The sequence below is a fragment of the Kitasatospora sp. NPDC059795 genome, from assembly GCF_042732175.1.
GTDB lineage: Bacteria > Actinomycetota > Actinomycetes > Streptomycetales > Streptomycetaceae > Kitasatospora.
Genome location: NZ_JBHWID010000002.1, coordinates 61,916 through 82,087 on the forward strand (window position 1 = coordinate 61,916; position 20,172 = coordinate 82,087).

At 71.7% G+C, this 20,172-nt stretch carries 15 protein-coding genes; 10 read left to right on the top strand and 5 right to left on the bottom strand.

The features are described from left to right. Window positions 1-3: 3 nt before the first annotated feature. The 8 genes from nuoL to rarD all read left to right on the top strand — a co-directional run bounded on the left by nuoL (window position 4) and on the right by rarD (window position 11,425). Window positions 4-1,899 carry an NADH-quinone oxidoreductase subunit L gene (gene nuoL, locus ACFV4P_RS04280; protein WP_380467246.1) on the top strand — a complete coding sequence of 632 codons (1,896 nt, stop codon included), beginning with the start codon at window positions 4-6 and terminating at the stop codon, window positions 1,897-1,899. Continuing rightward, on the top strand, window positions 1,899-3,512 hold the full coding sequence (locus tag ACFV4P_RS04285; protein ID WP_380467248.1) for an NADH-quinone oxidoreductase subunit M: 1,614 nt from the start codon (window positions 1,899-1,901) through the stop codon (window positions 3,510-3,512). Before nuoL ends, ACFV4P_RS04285 begins: the two co-directional genes overlap by 1 nt. Further along, the gene (gene nuoN / locus ACFV4P_RS04290) at window positions 3,509-5,146 is read left to right on the top strand and encodes an NADH-quinone oxidoreductase subunit NuoN (RefSeq protein WP_380467250.1); all 1,638 of its coding nucleotides are present in this window, start codon (window positions 3,509-3,511) and stop codon (window positions 5,144-5,146) included. The genes ACFV4P_RS04285 and nuoN overlap by 4 nt, the downstream gene beginning before the upstream one ends. A 171-nt stretch (window positions 5,147-5,317) precedes the next feature. Continuing rightward, the gene (locus ACFV4P_RS04295) at window positions 5,318-6,331 is read left to right on the top strand and encodes a polyprenyl synthetase family protein (RefSeq protein WP_380467252.1); all 1,014 of its coding nucleotides are present in this window, start codon (window positions 5,318-5,320) and stop codon (window positions 6,329-6,331) included. Window positions 6,332-6,473: 142 nt separating this feature from the next. Continuing rightward, window positions 6,474-7,133, top strand: coding sequence for a response regulator (locus ACFV4P_RS04300; protein ID WP_380468144.1), 660 nt, complete (start codon window positions 6,474-6,476; stop codon window positions 7,131-7,133). 144 nt (window positions 7,134-7,277) lie between these two features. After that, window positions 7,278-9,245, top strand: a complete 1,968-nt coding sequence (locus ACFV4P_RS04305) for a 2-oxoacid:acceptor oxidoreductase subunit alpha (protein ID WP_380467254.1) — start codon at window positions 7,278-7,280, stop codon at window positions 9,243-9,245. Next, on the top strand, window positions 9,242-10,279 hold the full coding sequence (locus tag ACFV4P_RS04310) for a 2-oxoacid:ferredoxin oxidoreductase subunit beta (protein ID WP_380467256.1): 1,038 nt from the start codon (window positions 9,242-9,244) through the stop codon (window positions 10,277-10,279). Before ACFV4P_RS04305 ends, ACFV4P_RS04310 begins: the two co-directional genes overlap by 4 nt. A 144-nt stretch (window positions 10,280-10,423) precedes the next feature. Beyond that, complete coding sequence (gene rarD, locus ACFV4P_RS04315) at window positions 10,424-11,425, top strand: EamA family transporter RarD (protein WP_380467258.1); 1,002 nt, start codon at window positions 10,424-10,426, stop codon at window positions 11,423-11,425. Here rarD and ACFV4P_RS04320 read toward each other — a convergent pair. Beyond that, the gene (locus tag ACFV4P_RS04320) at window positions 11,306-12,550 is read right to left on the bottom strand and encodes an extracellular solute-binding protein (RefSeq protein WP_380467259.1); all 1,245 of its coding nucleotides are present in this window, start codon (window positions 12,548-12,550) and stop codon (window positions 11,306-11,308) included. The genes rarD and ACFV4P_RS04320 overlap by 120 nt on opposite strands. A gap of 163 nt (window positions 12,551-12,713) precedes the next feature. After that, a complete protein-coding gene (locus tag ACFV4P_RS04325; RefSeq protein WP_380467261.1) occupies window positions 12,714-13,892 on the bottom strand; it encodes an outer membrane lipoprotein carrier protein LolA in 1,179 nt (392 codons plus the stop codon). 183 nt (window positions 13,893-14,075) lie between these two features. Between ACFV4P_RS04325 and ACFV4P_RS04330 the strand changes: the two genes are divergently transcribed. Both ACFV4P_RS04330 and ACFV4P_RS04335 read left to right on the top strand, forming a co-directional pair. Further along, window positions 14,076-16,658 carry a bifunctional FO biosynthesis protein CofGH gene (locus ACFV4P_RS04330; protein WP_380467263.1) on the top strand — a complete coding sequence of 861 codons (2,583 nt, stop codon included), beginning with the start codon at window positions 14,076-14,078 and terminating at the stop codon, window positions 16,656-16,658. A gap of 136 nt (window positions 16,659-16,794) precedes the next feature. Beyond that, window positions 16,795-17,895, top strand: coding sequence for an ADP-ribosylglycohydrolase family protein (locus ACFV4P_RS04335; protein ID WP_380467265.1), 1,101 nt, complete (start codon window positions 16,795-16,797; stop codon window positions 17,893-17,895). Window positions 17,896-17,963: 68 nt separating this feature from the next. Here ACFV4P_RS04335 and ACFV4P_RS04340 read toward each other — a convergent pair whose 3' ends face one another. The 3 genes from ACFV4P_RS04340 to ACFV4P_RS04350 form a co-directional block, all read right to left on the bottom strand. Then, a complete protein-coding gene (locus ACFV4P_RS04340; RefSeq protein ID WP_073811395.1) occupies window positions 17,964-18,170 on the bottom strand; it encodes a DUF397 domain-containing protein in 207 nt (68 codons plus the stop codon). Further along, the gene (locus ACFV4P_RS04345) at window positions 18,167-19,024 is read right to left on the bottom strand and encodes a helix-turn-helix domain-containing protein (RefSeq protein ID WP_380468146.1); all 858 of its coding nucleotides are present in this window, start codon (window positions 19,022-19,024) and stop codon (window positions 18,167-18,169) included. Before ACFV4P_RS04345 ends, ACFV4P_RS04340 begins: the two co-directional genes overlap by 4 nt. Before the next feature lie 402 nt (window positions 19,025-19,426). Continuing rightward, a complete protein-coding gene (locus ACFV4P_RS04350) occupies window positions 19,427-20,149 on the bottom strand; it encodes a GPP34 family phosphoprotein (RefSeq protein ID WP_380467268.1) in 723 nt (240 codons plus the stop codon). Window positions 20,150-20,172 lie beyond the last annotated feature (23 nt).

Consider the following 20,172-nt stretch of genomic DNA (forward strand, 5'->3'; position numbering starts at 1 on the left):
TCAGTGAACTCTCTCATTCCGCTGCTGATCGCGGCGCCGCTGGCCGGCGCTGCCCTGCTGCTGCTCGGCGGACGGGCCCTGGACCGGTTCGGGCACTGGATCGCGACCGCACTCGCGGCGCTGTCCTGCGCCTTCGGTCTCGTCCTGTTCTTCGACATGCTGGGCCGCGACACCGAGCACCGCGCCGTCACCACACGGCTGTTCAGCTGGATCCCGGTGAACGGCTTCCAGGCCGACGTCGCCTTCCAGCTCGACCAACTGTCCATCGTCTTCGTCCTGTTGATCACCGGCGTCGGCACCCTGATCCACCTCTACTCGGTGGGCTACATGGCGCACGACGAGCGCCGCCGCCGGTTCTTCGCCTACCTGAACCTGTTCCTGGCCGCCATGCTGATCCTGGTGCTGGCGGACAACTACCTGCTGCTGTACGTCGGTTGGGAAGGCGTGGGCCTCGCGTCCTACCTGCTGATCGGCTTCTGGCAGCACAAGCCGAGCGCCGCGACGGCCGCCAAGAAGGCGTTCATCGTCAACCGGGTCGGCGACCTGGGCCTGTCCATCGCGATCATGCTGATGTTCGCCGAGTTCGGCTCCTTCGCCTTCCACCCGGTGTTCTCCGCCGCGGGCGACGCCACCGAGGGCAAGCTCACCGCGATCGGCCTGATGCTGCTGCTCGCCGCCTGCGGCAAGTCCGCGCAGGTCCCGCTGCAGTCCTGGCTGGGCGACGCGATGGAGGGCCCGACCCCGGTCTCCGCGCTGATCCACGCCGCCACCATGGTCACCGCGGGCGTCTACCTGATCACCCGCTCCTCGGCGATCTTCGACCTGGCCCCCGACGCGCAGACCGCCGTCGTGGTGGTCGGCGCGGTGACGCTGCTGTTCGGCGCCGTCGTCGGTTGCGCCAAGGACGACATCAAGAAGGCGCTGGCCGGCTCGACCATGTCGCAGATCGGCTACATGATCATGGCGGCGGGCCTCGGCCCGGTCGGCTACGCCTTCGCCATCATGCACCTGGTCACCCACGGCTTCTTCAAGGCCGGACTGTTCCTCGGCGCCGGGTCGGTCATGCACGGCATGAACGACGAGGTGAACATGCGCCACTACGGCGGCCTGCGGAAGTACATGCCGTGGACCTTCTGGACGTTCATGGCCGGCTACGCGGCGATCATCGGCTTCCCGTTCCTGTCCGGCTTCTTCTCCAAGGACAAGATCATCGAAGCGGCGCTCGCCAAGGGCGGCACCGAGGGCTGGATCCTCGGCGGCTGCGCGCTGCTCGGCGCCGCCGTCACCGCGTTCTACATGACCCGGGTGGTGCTGCTGACCTTCTTCGGTGAGAAGCGCTGGCAGCCCGACGCCGAGGGCAAGGAGCCGCACCCGCACGAGTCGCCGAAGACCATGGTGATCCCGATGGTCGTGCTGACCTTCGGCTCGCTCTTCGCCGGCGGACTCTTCAGCCTCGGCGACTCCTTCCTGAACTTCCTGGAGCCGGTCACCGGCTTCGAGGAGGGCCACTCGCCGCTGAACGCCCTCACCGTCAGCGCCATCGCCACCGTCTGCATGGCGGCCGGCGTCGGCCTGGCCTGGCTGATGTACGGCCGCAGTCCCGTCCCGGTGAAGCCGCCGGTCGGCTCGCTGCTCACCCGGGCCGCCCGCCGCGACCTGCTGCAGGACGACTTCAACCACGCCGTCCTGGTCCGGCCCGGCTCGGCGCTCGCCGCCACCCTGGTCTGGTTCGACAGCAAGGGCCTGGACGGCTTCGTCAACGGCCTCGCCGCCGCCATCGGCGGCCTGTCCGGACGGCTGCGCCGGATCCAGACCGGCTACGTCCGGACGTACGCGCTCTCCATGTTCGGCGGCACGCTGGTGCTGGTCGCCTCCACTCTCCTGATGAGGTCGGTCTGATGAGCTACCTCCTCTCCGCCACCTGCGCCGTCCCGGCCGTCGGAGCGGTGGTCACCGCCGCTCTGCCGGCCGGCACCGGCGAGGCCCGGCGGCGCACCACCAAGGCCGTCGCGCTCGGCGTCTCGGTGGCCACCCTGGGCCTGGCCGCCGCGATCGCCGCGTCCTTCCACCCCGGCGGCGCCCGTTACCAGTTGACCGAGTCCTACAGCTGGATCCGCTCCTTCGGGATCGACTTCTCGCTCGGCGCGGACGGCATCGGCACCGTGCTGGCGCTGCTCACCGCCGTGCTGGTGCCGCTGGTGATGCTGGCCGGCTGGCACGACGCCGACCCTTCGGCCCCCGAGGGCACGTTCGAGTCCAAGCGCCGCACCCAGGGCTTCTTCGCCCTGATCCTCGCCGTCGAGGCGATGGTGCTGGTGTCCTTCCTGGCCACCGACGTGTTCGTGTTCTACGTGTTCTTCGAAGCCATGCTGATCCCGATGTACTTCCTGATCGGCGGCTTCGGCGACCGGGCCGGCGGACCGGACTCGGCCCGCCAACGCTCTTACGCCGCCGTCAAGTTCCTGCTGTACAACCTGCTCGGCGGACTGGTCATGCTGGCCGCCGTGATCGGCCTGTACGTGGTGGCGAGCGACCAGGGCCTGGCGACGTTCAGCCTGCCCGCGCTGACCGACGCGATCTCCTCCGGCAAGCTGGTGATCGACCCGACCGCGCAGCGCGCGCTGTTCCTCGGCTTCTTCTTCGCCTTCGCGGTGAAGGCCCCGCTGTGGCCGCTGCACACCTGGCTGCCCAACGCGATGGGCGAGTCCACCGCCGGAACGGCCGTGCTGATCACCGCGGTCGTCGACAAGGTCGGCACCTTCGCGATGCTCCGGTTCTGCCTCGGCCTGTTCCCGGACGCCTCGAAGACCTTCGCCCCGGCGATCCTGGTGCTGTCGCTGATCGGCATCGTCTACGGCGCGCTGGTCGCCATCGGACAGAAGGACATCAAGCGGCTGGTCGCCTACGCGTCCATCTCGCACTTCGGGTTCATCATCATGGGCATCTTCGCGATGACCAGCCAGGGCCAGTCCGGCGCCACCCTCTACATGGTCAACCACGGCATCTCCACCGCCGCGTGGATGCTGGTCGCCGGCTTCCTGATCTCCCGCCGCGGCTCCCGTCTGATCGCCGACTACGGCGGCGTCCAGAAGGTCGCGCCGGTCCTGGCCGGCACCTTCCTGATCGGCGGCCTGGCCACCCTGTCACTGCCCGGCCTGGCCCCGTTCGTCAGCGAATTCCTGGTCCTGGTCGGCACGTTCACCCGCTACCCGGTGATCGGCATCATCGCCACCTTCGGCATCGTGCTGGCCGCGCTGTACGCGCTGATGCTGTACCAGCGCACCATGACCGGACCGGTGAAGGCCTCCGTGAGGGGCATGCCCGACCTGAAGGCCCGTGAACTCGCCGTCGTCGCCCCGCTGGTGGCCCTCACCGTGCTGCTCGGCGTCTACCCGCAGCCGCTCACCCGGATGGTGGACCCGGCCGTGAACGACACCCTCAGCCAGATCCACCGGACCGACCCCGCGCCCGCCCACCCGGTGGCCGCCACCACCGGAGGTGAGCAGAAGTGATCGCCACCCACGCGCTGGCCGCCGCCGGCGGCAACAGCCCGAGCATCCCCGCCCCGCACATCGAGTACGGCCAACTCTCGCCGATGCTGGTGGTGTTCGGCGCCGCCCTGGTCGGCATCCTGGCCGAGGCGTTCCTGCCGCGCCGGCTGCGAGCCTCCACCCAGCTGGGCATCTCGCTGGCCGGCCTGGTCGGCGGCTTCGTCGCCGTCGTGGTGCTCGCCGCCCAGGGCCACGCCTCCACCCGGGCAGGCCTGTTGGCGATGGGCTCGGTCGCCATCGACGGGCCCGCGCTGTTCCTTCAGGGCGTCATCCTGCTGACCGCCGTCCTCGCCGTCCTCACCTACGCCGAGGGCCGCCTGGAGCCGCGCATCAACGGCCACCGGGTCGACGCGTTCGCCGCCCAGGCCGCCACCGTGCCCGGCGGCGAACAGGAACGCGAAGCCACCCGCGAGGGCCTGCGGACCACCGAGATCTACCCGCTCACCCTGTTCGCGGTCGGCGGCATGCTGCTCTTCCCCGCCTCCAACGACCTGCTCACCATGTTCGTGGCGCTCGAAGTGCTGTCCCTGCCGCTGTACTTGATGTGCGCGATCGCCCGGCGCCGCCGCCTGCTCTCGCAGGAGGCCGCCGTCAAGTACTTCCTGCTCGGCGCGTTCGCCTCCGCGTTCTTCCTGTTCGGCACCGCCCTGCTGTACGGCTACGCGGGCAGCCTCCGGCTCGGTGAGATCGCCGACGTCGTCTCCGGCGTCGCCCCCGTCACCCCCGCGCTCGCCGTCACCACCCAGAACGACGCGCTGCTGCTGATCGGCCTCGCCATGGTCAGCGTCGGCCTGCTCTTCAAGGTCGGCGCGGTGCCGTTCCACTCCTGGACGCCGGACGTCTACCAGGGCGCGCCGACCCCCGTCACCGGGTTCATGGCCGCCGCCACCAAGACCGCCGCGTTCGGCGCGCTGCTGCGGCTGTTCTACGTCGCCTTCCCCGGCATCCGCTGGGACTGGCGGCCCGTCATGTGGGGCGTCGCGATCCTCACCATGGTGGTCGGCTCGATCCTCGCCGTCACCCAGCAGGACGTGAAGCGACTGCTCGCCTACTCCTCGATCGCGCACGCCGGGTTCATCCTCACCGGCCTGATCGCCACCGACCGGCGCGGCGTCGCGGCCGTCCTCTTCTACCTGCTCGCCTACTCCTTCGTCACCCTCGGCGCGTTCGCCGTGGTCACCCTGGTGCGCGACTCCAAGGGCGAGGCCACCCACCTGTCCAGCTGGGCCGGACTCGGCCGGCGCTCACCGCTGCTCGCCGCGGTGTTCGCGCTGTTCCTGCTGGCCTTCGCCGGCATCCCGCTCACCTCCGGCTTCACCGGCAAGTTCGCCGTCTTCCAGGCCGCGGCCGGCGGCGGCGCCGCCCCGCTGGTCATCGTCGGTGTGCTGTCCTCCGCGATCGCCGCCTTCTTCTACATCCGCGTCATCGTCCTGATGTTCTTCTCCGACCCCCAGCCCTCCGGCCCCGCCGTCGCCGTCCCCAGCACCCTCACCGCGACCACCATCGCCTTCGGCGTCCTGGTCACCCTCGGTCTCGGCCTGCTCCCGCAGTACTTCCTCGACCTGGCCACCAAGGCCTCGATCTTCATTCGCTGATCGTTCCCGGGGCGGGAGGACGGTCCGTACCGGGCCCACCTCCCGCCACCAGGGGAGGAAGGCCCATGCCCGTGCAGTGATCCACTCGGGACCGGATACGCTGCCTTGTATGTGCATCGGCGGCGCTGAGGGACCGGCCCGCTGGATCGACCAGGGACAGGAGTGGTCAGCGTGACCGTCGTGGGGCCCTTCGGGCTGAGCGTGCAGGACCGCGATCTGACCCGCGACGTCCAGGCCGGGATGGAGGCCGTGGAGGCCGCGCTGATCGAGGCCGTCAAGTGCGACGTGCCCTTCATCACGGTGACCGCCAGCCACCTCATCGAGGCCGGGGGGAAGCGGTTCAGGCCGCTGCTCGTGATGCTCGCCGCCCAGTTCGGCGACGCGGCCGCCGCCGGCGTCGTGACGTCCGCGGTGGTGGTCGAACTCACCCACCTCGCGACGCTCTACCACGACGACGTCATGGACGAGGCCCCCGTACGGCGCGGCGCGCCCAGCGCCAACAGCCGCTGGGACAACTCGGTCGCCATCCTCACCGGCGACTTCCTGTTCTCCCGCGCCTCCCAGGTGCTCGCCGACCTCGGCCCCGAGGCCGTCAAGGTCCAGGCCGACGCGTTCGAACGACTGGTCACCGGCCAGATCCTGGAGACCGTCGGGCCCCGCCCCGAGGACGACCCGCTCCAGCACTACCTGGACGTCCTCTCCGGCAAGACCGGCTCGCTGATCGCCGTCTCCTGCCGCTTCGGCGCGATGATGGCCGGCGCCGAACCGTGGATCGTCGACCTGCTCACCCAGTACGGCGAGCGCATCGGCACCGCGTTCCAGCTCGCCGACGACGTCCTCGACATCGCCAGCGACGGCCACGAGTCCGGCAAGACCCCCGGCACCGACCTGCGCGAAGGCGTCCCCACGCTGCCCGTGCTGCTGCTGCGCCAGATGCCCGTCGACCCGGCGGACGCGGAGGACGTGCGGCTGCGGGAACTCCTCGACAGCGACCTGGCGTCCGACGACGCCGCCCACGCGGAAGCGCTGCGCCTGCTGCGTCGGCACCCCGCGCTGGAGCGGGCGCGGCGCGAGACGCTGCGCTACGCGGAGGAGGCGCGGGCGCTGCTGGACCCGCTGCCGGAGTGCTCGGCGAAGGCGGCGCTGCAGGAGCTCTGCGACACGGTGGCGATTCGCACCATGTGAGACGGGTGCGGGTGCGCCCGTCCGTGAGGTCGCGAGCACGTGCAGGCCATTGTCCCGCGTCGCGATCTTGCGTTGGGGTGCCTTCCGCTTCGCGCAGCTCCCCGCGCCCCTGATCTCCCCACCCGATAGGGTCGTCGGCATGTTGCGTGTGGTGATCGCCGAGGATTCCGTGTTGCTCCGGGAGGGGTTGACGCGGTTGCTGACGGACCGGGGGATGGAGGTCGTGGCGGGGGTCGGGGACGGGGACGCTCTGCTGCGGGTGGTGGACGGGCTGCAGGAGGAGGGCTCGTTGCCGGACGTGGTGGTGGCGGATGTGCGGATGCCGCCGACGCACACCGACGAGGGGGTGCGGGCGTGCGTGGAGTTGCGCAAGCGGTATCCGCAGCTGGGTGTGCTGGTGCTGTCGCAGCACGTGGAGGAGCAGTACGCGGGCGAGCTGCTGGCGGGTTCGACCCGCGGGGTCGGGTACCTGTTGAAGGACCGGGTCGCGGAGGTGCGGGAGTTCGTCGACGCGGTGACCCGGGTCGCGCAGGGCGGGACGGCGCTGGACCCGGAGGTGGTGCAGCAGTTGCTGAGCCGCAGCCGGCAGGTCGACACGCTGGCGAATCTGACGCCCCGTGAGCGCGAGGTGCTGGGGCTGATGGCGGAGGGCCGGACCAACGCCGCGGTGGCCAAGCAACTGGTGGTGTCCGACGGTGCGGTCGAGAAGCATGTGTCGAACATCTTCCAGAAACTGGGTTTGGGTCAGAGCCAGCAGGATCACCGGCGGGTTCTCGCGGTGCTCGCGTATCTGGAGTCGTGACCGGCGGGGGGACCCGCCGTGGCGGTCTTCGCGAGTTCCCTTCCCGTCGTGCTTTACCTGTTTAGGATTCCTTTTGGTGCGCCAGGCGGACGGGGCACACGGCTCACGCCCGCTGCTGGCTCCCTTTCGAGGAGGTCCGCGGCAGTGACCAGTCAGGTCGATCAGTCAGAGGCAGTGGACGGCCCGGACGGCGAGCGCCGGACGGGCCCGGCCTCGCCCCGTTCGGGCCCGCAGGACGGGTCCGGGCGGACGGCCAAGCCGATCCGACGGCTGGACCGGGTGATCATCCGGTTCGCCGGCGACTCGGGCGACGGGATGCAGCTCACCGGCGACCGATTCACCTCGGAGACGGCGGCGTTCGGCAACGACCTGTCCACGCTGCCGAACTTCCCGGCGGAGATCCGCGCCCCCGCAGGCACCCTGCCGGGCGTGTCGAGCTTCCAGCTGCACTTCGCCGACCACGACATCCTGACGCCCGGCGACGCCCCCGACGTGCTGGTGGCGATGAACCCGGCGGCGCTGAAGGCGAACCTGCCGGACCTGCCGGCGGGCGCCGAGATCATCGTCAACACGGACGAGTTCACCAAGCGCGCGCTGGCGAAGGTCGGCTACGACAGGGACCCGCTGACGGACGGCTCGCTGGAGGCGTTCCGGCTGCACCCCGTCCCGCTGACCTCGCTGACGCTGGAGGCGCTGAAGGACAGCGGGTTGGCCCGCAAGGACGCCGAGCGGGCGAAGAACATGTTCGCGCTCGGCCTGCTGTCGTGGATGTACCACCGACCCACCCACGGCACCGAGTTGTTCCTGCGGCAGAAGTTCGCGAAGAAGCCGCAGATCGCCGAGGCCAACGTGTCGGCGTTCCGGGCGGGCTGGAACTTCGGCGAGACCACCGAGGACTTCGCGGTCTCCTACGAGATCCCGCCGGCCAAGCTGCCCGCCGGCACGTACCGCAACATCTCCGGGAACCTGGCGCTGTCGTACGGCCTGGTCGCGGCGGGGGAGCGGTCCGGGCTGCCGGTGTTCCTCGGCTCGTACCCGATCACCCCCGCCTCGGACATCCTGCACGAGCTGTCGAAGCACAAGAACTTCGGCGTCCGGACGTTCCAGGCCGAGGACGAGATCGCCGGCATCGGCGCGGCGCTCGGCGCGGCGTTCGGCGGCGCGCTGGGCGTGACCACCACCTCCGGCCCCGGCGTGGCGCTGAAGTCGGAGACCATCGGCCTCGCCGTGTCGCTGGAACTGCCGCTGCTGGTGGTCGACATCCAGCGCGGCGGCCCGTCCACCGGCCTGCCGACCAAGACCGAGCAGGCCGACCTGCTACAGGCGATGTTCGGCCGCAACGGCGAGGCCCCGGTGCCGATCGTCGCCCCCGCGACGCCCGCCGAGTGCTTCGACGCCGCGCTCGACGCCGCCCGGATCGCGCTCACCTACCGCACCCCGGTGTTCCTGCTCTCCGACGGCTACCTGGCCAACGGCTCCGAGCCGTGGAAGATCCCGGACGTCGACGAACTCCCGGACCTGCGCGTCGAGTTCGCCACCGAGCCGAACGGCCCCGACGGCACCTTCCGCCCCTACCAGCGCGACCCGCACACCCTCGCCCGCCCGTGGGCGGTCCCCGGCACCCCCGGCCTCGAACACCGGATCGGCGGCATCGAGAAGCAGGACGGCACCGGCAACATCTCCTACGACCCCGCCAACCACGACTTCATGGTCCGCACCCGGCAGGCCAAGATCGACGGCATCGAGGTCCCCGACGTCGAGGTCGACGACCCGAGCGGCGAGGCCCGCGTCCTGGTGCTCGGCTGGGGCTCCACCTACGGCCCGATCGCCGCCGCCGTGCGCCGGGTGCGGGCCGACGGCGGCCAGGTCGCCCAGGCCCACCTGCGGAACCTCAACCCCTTCCCGGCCAACCTCGGCACGGTGCTGCGCCGGTACGAGCGGGTGATCGTCCCCGAGATGAACCTCGGACAGCTCGCCCTGCTGCTGCGCGCCAAGTACCTCGTCGACGCGCAGTCCTACAACCAGGTGCGCGGCCTGCCGTTCAAGGCCGCCCAACTCGCCGACGTGCTGCACGCGGCGATCGGCACGCTCGACGCGGAGGCGACCCGATGACCGACTTCCCCGCTCTGCGGCTCGTCCCCAAGGCCGACGGACCGCAGACCGCGAAGGACTTCAAGACCGACCAGGAAGTGCGCTGGTGCCCCGGCTGCGGCGACTACGCGATCCTCGCGGCCGTGCAGTCCTTCATGCCGGAGCTCGGCATCCGCCGGGAGAACACCGTCTTCGTCTCCGGCATCGGCTGCTCCTCGCGGTTCCCGTACTACATGAATACGTACGGCATGCACTCGATCCACGGGCGTGCCCCGGCGATCGCCACCGGCCTGGCCGCGTCCCGCCCCGACCTGTCGGTGTGGGTGGTGACGGGTGACGGGGACGCGCTGTCGATCGGCGGCAACCACCTGATCCATGCGCTGCGGCGGAACGTCAATCTGAAGATCCTGCTGTTCAACAACCGGATCTACGGGCTGACGAAGGGCCAGTACTCGCCGACCAGCGAGGTCGGGAAGATCACCAAGTCGACGCCGATGGGCTCGCTGGACGCGCCGTTCAATCCGCTCTCGCTGGCGATCGGGGCCGAGGCGAGCTTCGTGGCGCGGACGATCGACTCGGACCGGCAGCACCTGCAGTCGGTGCTGCGGGCGGCCGCGCAGCACGAGGGCACGGCGCTGGTGGAGATCTACCAGAACTGCAACATCTTCAACGACGGGGCGTTCGAGATCCTGAAGGAGCCGGGCACCCGGGACGAGGCGATCGTCCGGCTGGAGCACGGGCAGCCGGTCCTGGTCGGCGCGGACCGGCACGTGGTGCGCGGGCCGGACGGGGAGCTGCGGATCGCCCCGCGCGGGGAGGGGACGGCCCTGGTGCACGACGCGCACGCGAGCAGCCCGGCCACGGCGTTCGCGCTGACCCGGCTGGCGGACGCGGACACCCTGCACCACACGCCGATCGGTGTCCTCCGGGACGTCCGCCGGGACGTCTACGACGTGCAGATGGCGGACCAGTTGGCGTTGGCGGAGGAGCAGAAGGGGCGGGGCGAACTGGCCGGTCTGCTGACGGGGTCGAGCACCTGGACGGTGACCGAGTAGGGGGAGCGGAGACGTCGGGACGGGCCCGCTCCCGGCGAGTCGCCGTTACTTGTCAGTAGTCATTTTCCGTTTTGGAGATGACACCTTCACCCGCGTGCCGCTACCTTTCGGAGGACGTTTCGTGCGCGGGTGAAGGGCAGGGCCATGGCGGAGGGTTCGCGGGAGGCCAGGGTCGGGTTGTGGAACGGCTTTGCGGCGTACGGGATGTGGGGGTTGTTCCCGCTGTTCTGGCCGCTGCTGGAGCCGGCCGGGGCGGCCGACATTCTGGCGAACCGGATGGTGTGGTCGCTGCTCGCGGTGGTGCTGATGCTGCTGGTGCGGCGGAAGTGGGGGTGGATACGCCCGCTGCTGCGCCAGCCGAGGCGGCTGGCGATGCTGGCGCTCGCGGCGGTCACCGTCTCGGTGAACTGGGGCGTGTACATCTGGGCCGTGAACGCCGGGCACGTGGTGGAGACGAGCCTCGGGTACTTCATCAATCCGCTGGTGACGATCGCGTTCGGCGTGCTGGTCCTGCGCGAGCGGCTGCGGACGGCGCAGTGGGCGGCGGTCGGCGTCGGTGTGGCCGCGGTCGCGGTGCTGACGGTGGCGTACGGACGGCTGCCGTGGATCGCGTTGACGCTGGCGTTCTCGTTCGCGACGTACGGGCTGCTGAAGAAGAAGGTGGCGCTGGGCGGGGCGGAGAGCCTGGCGGTGGAGAGCGCGGTGATGTTCCCGTTCGCGCTGGGGTTCCTGGTGTACCTGGGGGTGCGCGGCGAGGGCAGTCTCGGGCACTACGGGTGGGGGCACACCGCGCTGCTGGTGGCGAGCGGGGTGATCACGGCGGTGCCGCTGATGTGCTTCGGCGCGGCGGCGCTGCGAGTGCCGCTGACGACGCTGGGGCTGTTGCAGTACCTGGCGCCGATGTTCCAGTTCCTGATCGGCGTGACGGTCTTCCACGAGTCGATGTCGCCGGCCCGCTGGGCGGGTTTCGGGCTGGTGTGGGTGGCGCTGGTGGTGCTGAGCGTGGACGCGTTGCGGCGGGTGCGGTCAGGCGGCGGCCAGCTCGCGCGCCAGGCGGGTGCTGTCGCGGTGGGTGGTGAAGGCGGTGGCGGCGGCCAGCGCGGCGGCGCGGCGGTGGCCGCCGAGCAGGCCGCCGTGGGTGAGTGAGTCGAGGGAGCGGCGCTGCCGCCACTCGTCCAGCGACCAGCGGGCGTACGGGCCGAACATGGCCAGCGTCGGTTCGGGCAGGTCGGTGCGGGCCGGGACGGCGGTGCGGGCGCCGTTGAGCGCGACCTGACCGTCGAGGTCGGCGCAGACGTCCAGCCAGGCGACGGCGGCGGTGCGGTGGTGGGCGCCGCGGGGGAGGGTGAAGACGTCGGCGCGGGACTGGAACAGGCCGGCGGTGCCCGGTGCGGCGGCCCAGCGGTAGTCGGCGCCGGCGCGCAGGCCGAGGTCGGTGCGCAGCCAGGCGTCCGCCCAGTCGCCGGTGAGCAGGTAGCCGGCCCGGCCGGTGCCGAGGAGGCGGGCGGCGTCGGTCCAGTCGGCGTCCGGGGTGATCGGGGCGGCGTGCGCGAGCAGGGCGTCCAGGACGCGCTGGGCGGTGGTGGTGGCGGGGGAGTTCCACGGGCCGCCGGGCCGCCAGAGGGCGCCGAACGCGTCCGGGCCGTGGGCGGCCAGCAGCGCGGTCTCGGCGAGGTGGAGGACCTCGGCGGGGCCGCCGACGGCGAGGGCGGGGCGGCCGGTGGCGGTGACGCGTTGCAGCTGGGCGATCAGCAGGCCCGGGTCGGCGGGCGCGGGGTCGGCGGCGGCGTCGGCCAGCACCTCGCGGTTGGACCAGAGCAGGTTGGTGCGGCGGACGCCCGCCGGGACGCCGTACAGGGTGCGTCCGACGCGCAGCCGGGGCTGGAGCCCGGCGGGTAGGCCTGCGGTCCACCGGCGGCTCCGGGCGAGACTGTCGAGGGGCTCCAAATGCGGTGCCAGCTCGGCGAGTTCGGTGCCGCCGGAACAGCGGATGCTGTCCGGCGGGCGGCCGTCGGCGAGGCGGGCGACCGGGTCGGTCGCGGTGGAGCCGTCACCGGAGACGAAGGTGACGTCCGGGGCGCGGCCCTTCAGGACGGCGAGCAGGGCCTGCATCCCGGTGCGGTCGGGGTCGGTGGTCCAGCCGGAGGTCACCTCCAGCAGCCCGGCGGGGTGGTTCCCGGCGTCGGCGGCGGCGGGTCCGCAGCGGGCCAGGGCCGCGGCGCAGGCGATCGCGAGCCCGCCGAACAGGGCTGAGCGGCGGCGGATCGGCACGGTGCTCCCAGCGGCGGATGAACGGGTGGGCGAACGGCGGACGAACGGTCCGCGGCGGCCCACCATCCCACCGGTTCGCCCGAGCCGCGTCAAGGGCCGCGCAAGGGTCGGAACGACGAGGCGGGGCCCCGGGGTCGGTCGACCCCGGGGCCCCGCACGGTGATCACTTGCCGGAGGCGGCGACCTGCTCCAGGGTCTCCGGGGTGACGGCGCCCACGTACACCCTGCCGTCGTCGGTGATCAGGGCGTTGACGACCCGGCTGGACACCAGGGTGCCGCCCTTGACCGGGCGGCCGGCGAACTTGGCGAAGCCCTTCGCGGCGTCCGCGCCCACCTCGGCGTGCGCGACGGCCGTCCAGCCCTCGCCGAGGACGCCGCCCTTGGCGCCGTCGCCGGTCGGCAGCGAAGGCAGGCCCGGGACGGACGGCATCGGGTTGTCGGACAGCTTGCCGTCCGAACGCTCGATCACCTTCGAGCCCTTGGGGGCGCTGAACTGGAAGGTCTTGGCGTCCGGCTTGGCGTACGACAGGGTGCCGAAGCGCACGTCGAACGCGGTCGCGCCGTCCACCGTGCGCAGCTGCACGGCCAGCGGCATGCCCTTCTCGGCGTCGATCGAGACGCGGATCTCGGAGACCGTGGAGCCGGCCTGCTTGGGCTTGATGCTGAGCTTGTACGCGGCGTGCCCGGCGACCCGCTCGGTGCCGTCGACCGTCACCGAGGTGGTGTCGGCGGAGTGTTCGAGCAGCTGCTTGGCGATCTCCTGCGGGGTGACCGAGCCGATGCCCTCCTTGCCGTCCGGGTGGCGCCCGTCGGCGCCCGCGCCGGTCAGGTGCAGGGCCTGCTGGGAGTTGCGGTCGTACGCCCACACCTGGTCGCCGTTGTGGACCAGCTCGTAGCCGGACTTCTGGCTGGCCAGGGTGAGCTTCTGGCGGTCCGGGCCGTCCGCCGAGACCGTCAGGGTGTGCGAGCCGCCGAGCAGTTCGACGGCCTTCGTCTGCGGGTCGGCGGAGCCGGTCTTCGCACCGGCGCCGCGGGCGAGCTCGCCGATCGGGCCGGAGCCGGTGGCGACGTCGGTCAGCGCGCTGGGCAGGCCCAGGTCGGCGTTGATCCGGACGGTGCCGGTGAAGGTGTCGGTGTTCGCCGAGAGGGCCTTGGCGACCAGGTCCTGGGCGCTGATCGCGGGCAGGTTCGGCGATTCGTCGCTGGCCAGCGCGGGCACCAGGCCGATGCCGACGGCGACGACGGTGGCGATCGCCGCGGGCACGCCGATCCGCACGGCGGTGCGCCGCCGACCGGGACGGGTCGGCGTCAAGTCCTGTACTGCGGTGGATTCCTGCTCCACTGCGGCCCCCTTCAGAGTCCGTCTGCTGTCACTGTCCATTGAAGCCCCGCACGCCCGTTCGGCGCGTCGCCCGGCGGCAGCAGATCGCGGTACGTCTCGCGTTGTATCCGGAGCATTGCGACCCTGAGACACCCTCAGGGTTCTGTCGTCCCGCAGATGTACGCCTCGCGTAGGGTCCGAACCATGAGCCAGCAGCCCCCGCAGCCCGACTACCCCACCCCGAACGCGATGCGGCGCGCGCTGCGCCGGGCCCGGGACGGGGTGGCGCTGGACGTCGCGGAGGCCGCAGTGCTGCTCCGGGCGCGGGGCGAGGACCTGGAGCAGCTGTGCCGGGTGGCCGCACGGCTGCGCGACGCCGGGCTGGAGCAGGCCGGCCGCCCCGGGGTCATCACGTACTCGCGCAAGGTGTTCGTTCCGCTGACCCGGCTGTGCCGGGACCGCTGCCACTACTGCACCTTCGTCACCGTGCCGGGCAAGCTCCGCAAGGACGGCCACGGGCTGTACCTGTCCCCGGACGAGGTGCTGGACATCGCCCGCCGGGGCGCCGAACTCGGCTGCAAGGAAGCCCTGTTCACGCTCGGCGACCGCCCCGAGGACCGTTGGCCGGAGGCCCGCGAGTGGCTGGACGCGCACGGCTACGACGACACCCTGGCGTACGTGCGGGCGATGGCCGTGCGGGTGCTGGAGGAGACCGGGCTGCTGCCGCACCTGAACCCCGGCGTGCTGTCCTGGACGGACTTCCAGCGCCTCAAGCCGGTCGCCCCGTCGATGGGCATGATGCTGGAGACCACCGCCACCCGCCTCTGGTCGGAGCCCGGCGGCCCGCACCACGGCTCCCCCGACAAGGAGCCGGCCGTCCGGCTGCGGGTGCTGGAGGACGCCGGACGCAGCGCCGTCCCGTTCACCACCGGCGTGCTGATCGGCATCGGCGAGACCTACGAGGAACGCGCCGAATCGCTGCTGGCGATCCGCAAGGTGGCCCGCGCCTACCAGGGCGTGCAGGAAGTGATCGTGCAGAACTTCCGGGCCAAGCCGGACACCGCGATGCGGGCCATGCCGGACGCCGAACTGTCCGAGCTGGCCGCCGCGGTGGCGGTCGCCCGGCTGGTGCTCGGCCCCGCCGCCCGGATCCAGGCCCCGCCGAACCTGGTGGACGCCGAGTTCGCGCTGCTGATCGGCGCCGGACTCGACGACTGGGGCGGCATCTCCCCGCTGACACCCGACCACGTCAACCCGGAACGCCCCTGGCCGCACATCGAAGAGTTGGCCGAGCGGACCGCCGAATCCGGGTACACGCTGCGCGAACGGTTGACGATCTACCCCGAGTACCTGAAGCGCGGCGAGCCCTGGCTCGACCCCCGCCTGCTGCCGCACGTCCGCGCCCTCGCCGACCCCGCCACCGGCCTCGCCGTCGAGGGACGCCGCCCCACCGGCCTGCCCTGGCAGGAACCCGACGAGCCGATGACCGGCGGCGGCCGCACCGACCTGTTCCGCACCGTCGACACCGAAGGCCGCACCGGCGACCGCCGCTCCGACTTCGACGACGTCTACGGCGACTGGGACACCCTGCGCGAACAGGCCGCCGCCCCCGTCCCGCGCCGACTCGACACCGACGTGCGCGCCGCGCTGTCCACCGCCGCCGACGACCCGACCGGGCTGACGGACGACCAGGCCCTGGCGCTGTTCCACGCGGACGGCGACGCACTGGACGCGCTCACCCGGATCGCCGACCAGCTGCGCCGCGACACCGTCGGCGAGGAGGTGACGTACTGCGTCACCCGGAACATCAACTTCACCAACGTCTGCTACACCGGCTGCCGGTTCTGCGCGTTCGCCCAGCGCCGCACCGACGCCGACGCGTACACCCTCTCGCTGGACCAGGTCGCCGAACGGGCCGAGCAGGCCTGGGAGGTCGGCGCGACCGAGGTGTGCATGCAGGGCGGCATCCACCCCGACCTGCCCGGCACCGCGTACTTCGACATCGCCCGGGCCGTGAAGCAGCGCGTCCCCGGCATCCACGTGCACGCGTTCTCGCCGATGGAGGTCGTCAACGGCGCCACCCGCACCGGCCTGTCGATCCGCGACTGGCTGACCGCCGCGAAGGAGGCCGGGCTGGACTCCATCCCCGGCACCGCCGCGGAGATCCTCGACGACGAGGTGCGCTGGATCCTCACCAAGGGCAAGCTGCCCGCCGCGACCTGGGTCGAAGTCGTCACCACTGCCCACGAGTCGGGCCTGCGCTCGTCGTCCACCATGATGTACGGGCACGTCGACACCCCGAAGCACTGGCTCGGCCACCTGCGGCTGCTCGCCGAGATCCAGCAGCGCACCGGCGGGTTCACCGAGTTCGTCACCCTGCCGTTCGTGCACACCAACGCGCCCGTGTACCTGGCGGGCATCGCCCGGCCCGGCCCGACCGCGCGCGACAACCGGGCGGTCACCGCGATGGCCCGGTTGCTGCTGCACCCGCACATCCCCAACATCCAGACCAGCTGGGTGAAGCTCGGCGCGGAGGGCGCCGCCGAGATGCTCCGCAGCGGCGCCAACGACCTCGGCGGCACGCTGATGGAGGAGACCATCTCCCGGATGGCGGGCTCCTCCTGGGGCTCCTACAAGTCGGTCCGCGACCTGGAGGCGATCGCCGCCCTGGCCGGCCGTCCCGCCCGGCAGCGCACCACCGACTACGGGCAGGTGCCGGCCGAACGGCGGGCCGCCGCCCTCGCCTCCGACGGGCACCTGCCCCGGCTGCTGCCCGTGCTCGACTGACGCCCGAGCCAGGGCCTTGGGAGGCCTCCCGACTACGGGCGGATGGATGTTCGGTGGAGCCCGGCGGTTTCGACCGGACCTTCGAATACAGTGCGTCTGCTGTCCGACGCCGCCGACCGAAAGGCCCCCACCCGTGATGCCCCTGTGGTCACGCGCCCAGCAGCAGGACTTCCGCAGCCGGGTGCGGGGCTGTCTGCTCGGCGGTGCGATCGGCGACGCCCTCGGCGCCGGCATCGAGTTCGAACAGCTGGAGCAGATCCGCGCCACCCACGGCGAGGCGGGCGTCACCGGCTACGTCCCCGCCTACGGGCGGCGCGGCGCCGTCACCGACGACACCCAGATGAGCATGTTCACCGTCGACGGCCTGATCCGCTCCCACATCGGCCGCGACAGCGGCCTCTGGCACCCGCCGTCCGACCTGCACCGCGCCTACCTGCGCTGGTACGCCACCCAGCAGGACTGGGGCCCCGACGAGCGCCGCAAGGACCTCGGCTGGCTCGGCCGCGAGGAGTGGCTGTACGAACGCCGCGCCCCCGGCAACGCCTGCCTGTCCGGCCTGGCCGGCACCGAGGACGGGCCGCTGCCCACCGTCGAGGAGCCGCGCAACCCCGACTCCAAGGGCTGCGGCACCGTGATGCGCGCCGCCCCGTTCGGACTGCTCACCGCCTGGGACCCGCCCCTGGTCTTCCAACTCGCCGTCGAATGCTCGGTACTGACCCACGGCCACCCCACCGGCTACCTGTCCGCCGGGGCCTTCGCGGTGATCGTCCACGCCGTCGCCCGCGGCGGCACCCTGGAGGAGGGCGTCCACCTCGCCCTGGCGCTGCTGTCCGAACGCCCCGGCCACGACGAGACCACCGCCGCCCTGCGCGCCGCCCTGGACGCCGTCCGGGCCGGCGTGCCGTCCGCCGAACGCGTCGAGGAACTCGGCGAGGGCTGGACCGCCGAGGAGTCGCTCGCCATCGGCCTGTACTGCGCCCTGGTCGCCGAGGACGTCCGCAGCGGCCTGCTGCTGGCCGTCAACCACTCCGGCGACAGCGACTCCACCGGCTCCATCTGCGGCAACCTGCTGGGCGCCCTGCACGGCGAGACCGCACTCCCGCCCGAGCTGCTCGCCGAACTCGAAGGCCGCGGCGCGATCCTGGAACTCGCCGACGACCTGGTGCTGGAACTCCTGCACGGCCCCGCCCTGCACGGCACCGAAGGCTGGAACACCCGCTATCCGGCCTGCGGTTGAGCCCTGCTGGGCGACGGTGCCCGCCGCGGCGAGGCGACGGGCACCGAGGACGCACAGGGAGCCGTGGATCAGACCTCGCCGAAGGCGCCCGTACCGGCCGCAGCCGCGAACGCCGCCCAGCTGGCGCTGGAGAAGCGCAGCTGCGGGCCCTGCGGGTCCTTGGAGTCCCGGACCGCGATCGAGGCAGCACCCGGCACAGCGATCTCCACACATGCGCCGTTGCCGCCGCTGTAGCTGCTCTTGCGCCAGGTCAGGGTCTCGATGGCCTTGCTCATTTCATGAACTCCTCTGCCAAATCGGTGATCATCGACCGGCTTTCCGTGACGCTCAGCGCCGCGGCTCGCAGGTGGTCGTAGAGATTGGTATAGCGGCGTACGTCGGCTTCCTTCTCGAGGTAGAGATCGCTCGTCACTCCTTCGAAGTAGACGACCGTGGAATCCGCTGATTCGGGGAACTCCATCAGGGAAAATGTGCCGGTCATACCGGGGTGCGCACCGTGCTTGAACGGTATGACCTGCAGGTTGATGTTGGGCCGCTCACCGAGCTCGACCAGCTGGAGCAGCTGCTCGGCCATCACCTGCGGGCCGCCGACCTGGCGCCGCAGCACCGCCTCGTCGACCACCACCCACAGGCTGCCGAGCTGGTCCTCGCCGTGTATCCGGTGCTGGCGCTTGAGCCGCACCTCCACCCGGCGGCGGATCGCCGCGGGATCGGTGTCCGGCTGGGTGCCGGTGACCACCGCCTCCGCGTACTCCGGGGTCTGCAACAGGCCCGGCACGAACGAGGACTCGTAGGCCCGGATCGACGAGGCCTCCGCCTCCAGCCCGATGTACACGCTGTACGGGATGTCCCCGAACTCGTGCCACCAGCCGCGCTGGCGCGACTCCTTGGCCATCTCCATCAGGCCGTTGCGGACCCGCTCGTCCTCGACCTGGTAGACGTCGCACAGGTCCCGGACGTCACGCTGGCTGATCGAGCGGCGGCCGTTCTCCAGTCGGCTGATCTTCGACTGGGAGACCATCAGACGGCCGGCCACCTCCTCGGCCGTCATCCCGCGGAACTCGCGCAGCCGCCGGAGCTCGGCGCCGAGCCTGCGACGGCGGACCGTCGGATTCACGCTGGCGGACACATCGACCTCCGGCCCTACTTCTGGCAACAGTGCGGTAATTGGTACCAACCCCCTGACGCTGAGCAGCATGCCACCTCAACTGCGGTCCACGCCCGGGATTCACGGCAGCGCGGTAGAACAGATCATCGGAAAATAGCTCAATCGAGGCAGTGCCTCTTGCGCACCATGCGCCCCGCGCGCTAATGGGCATCCCGTGCGCCCCTCCGCTTCTGGCGGTCCGTCAGAAAACAGTGGACGCACCAGGGTTGACCGGCACCGGCCCGACGGGCCAACGGTGAAGGGCGGCCGCCCGGTGCATCGCACCGGGCCGACCGCCCTGTCACCACTGTTCGAACGCCCAGGGTCCGCACAGGCCCTGTCCGCACAGGCCCTGTCCGTACAGGCCCTAGCGGCGCGCGTCGCTCACCGCGCGCCCACCCGGCTGGCCACACCCCGCCCCGAGGCGGCGGGCCGACCGGCCGGACCCCGCGAACCCGCGGGCGCCGGCCTGCTCTGCTGGGCCGGCAGGCCGTTCTGCACGTCCATCACCGCATGGGCCACCATCCCGCCCAGCGGGTCGTACCTGATCAGATCCCGCAACCGGGAGCGCGAGGACCGTCCCTCGTTGCCCGGATACAGGTGCTTGCCCAGACCCACCGCGTGCGCCAGCGCCGCCAACGCCGCCGTCCGCGGGTCCGGCGGCACGCCGGTGCGGATCGCGGTGTCCAGCCGCTGCTTGATCGCCGCGTTGGTGCAGTCGTCCGACGCCTGATAGCGGGTCGTCGGCAGCACGCCGCACACCTGACCCGCCACTGCCGTCACCATGCCGCACCGTTCCAGGTGCGCCAAGTACGTCTGCCTCAGGCCAAGGCGCGGCCCGCCGATCCAGTGCGCGGCGCGCACCGGACTGCCACGCCTGCGCAACAGCTCCAGCGCGTGGTCCAGCGTCGGGTCACCGGTCGGCCGTGGCACCACCACGGCGATCCGGTCCCCGTCCGGGACTATCCTTCCGGCCAGGGACAGCTCGACGAGCTGCGCCCCGGCAAGTCCGAGGTCGAGGGTCTGCGGCTGCGCGGTGGTACCCGTGGCCGGGTCCAGTGCGAGCAGCAACAGCTCCTCGGGAATAGTTCTGCGGCTCCTGCCCATCCAAGCCTCCCCGCGTGGATGAA

Bases quoted from the DNA above. Each gene is read 5' to 3' on its own strand.
- ACFV4P_RS04310 (WP_380467256.1), top strand. From the start codon at position 9,242: ATGACCGACTTCCCCGCTCTGCGGCTCGTCCCCAAGGCCGACGGACCG.
- ACFV4P_RS04330 (WP_380467263.1), top strand. From the start codon at position 14,076: ATGAGCCAGCAGCCCCCGCAGCCCGACTACCCCACCCCGAACGCGATG.
- ACFV4P_RS04340 (WP_073811395.1), bottom strand. From the start codon at position 18,170: ATGAGCAAGGCCATCGAGACCCTGACCTGGCGCAAGAGCAGCTACAGC.
- ACFV4P_RS04335 (WP_380467265.1), top strand. From the start codon at position 16,795: ATGCCCCTGTGGTCACGCGCCCAGCAGCAGGACTTCCGCAGCCGGGTG.
- rarD (WP_380467258.1), top strand. From the start codon at position 10,424: ATGGCGGAGGGTTCGCGGGAGGCCAGGGTCGGGTTGTGGAACGGCTTT.
- ACFV4P_RS04285 (WP_380467248.1), top strand. From the start codon at position 1,899: ATGAGCTACCTCCTCTCCGCCACCTGCGCCGTCCCGGCCGTCGGAGCG.
- ACFV4P_RS04350 (WP_380467268.1), bottom strand. From the start codon at position 20,149: ATGGGCAGGAGCCGCAGAACTATTCCCGAGGAGCTGTTGCTGCTCGCA.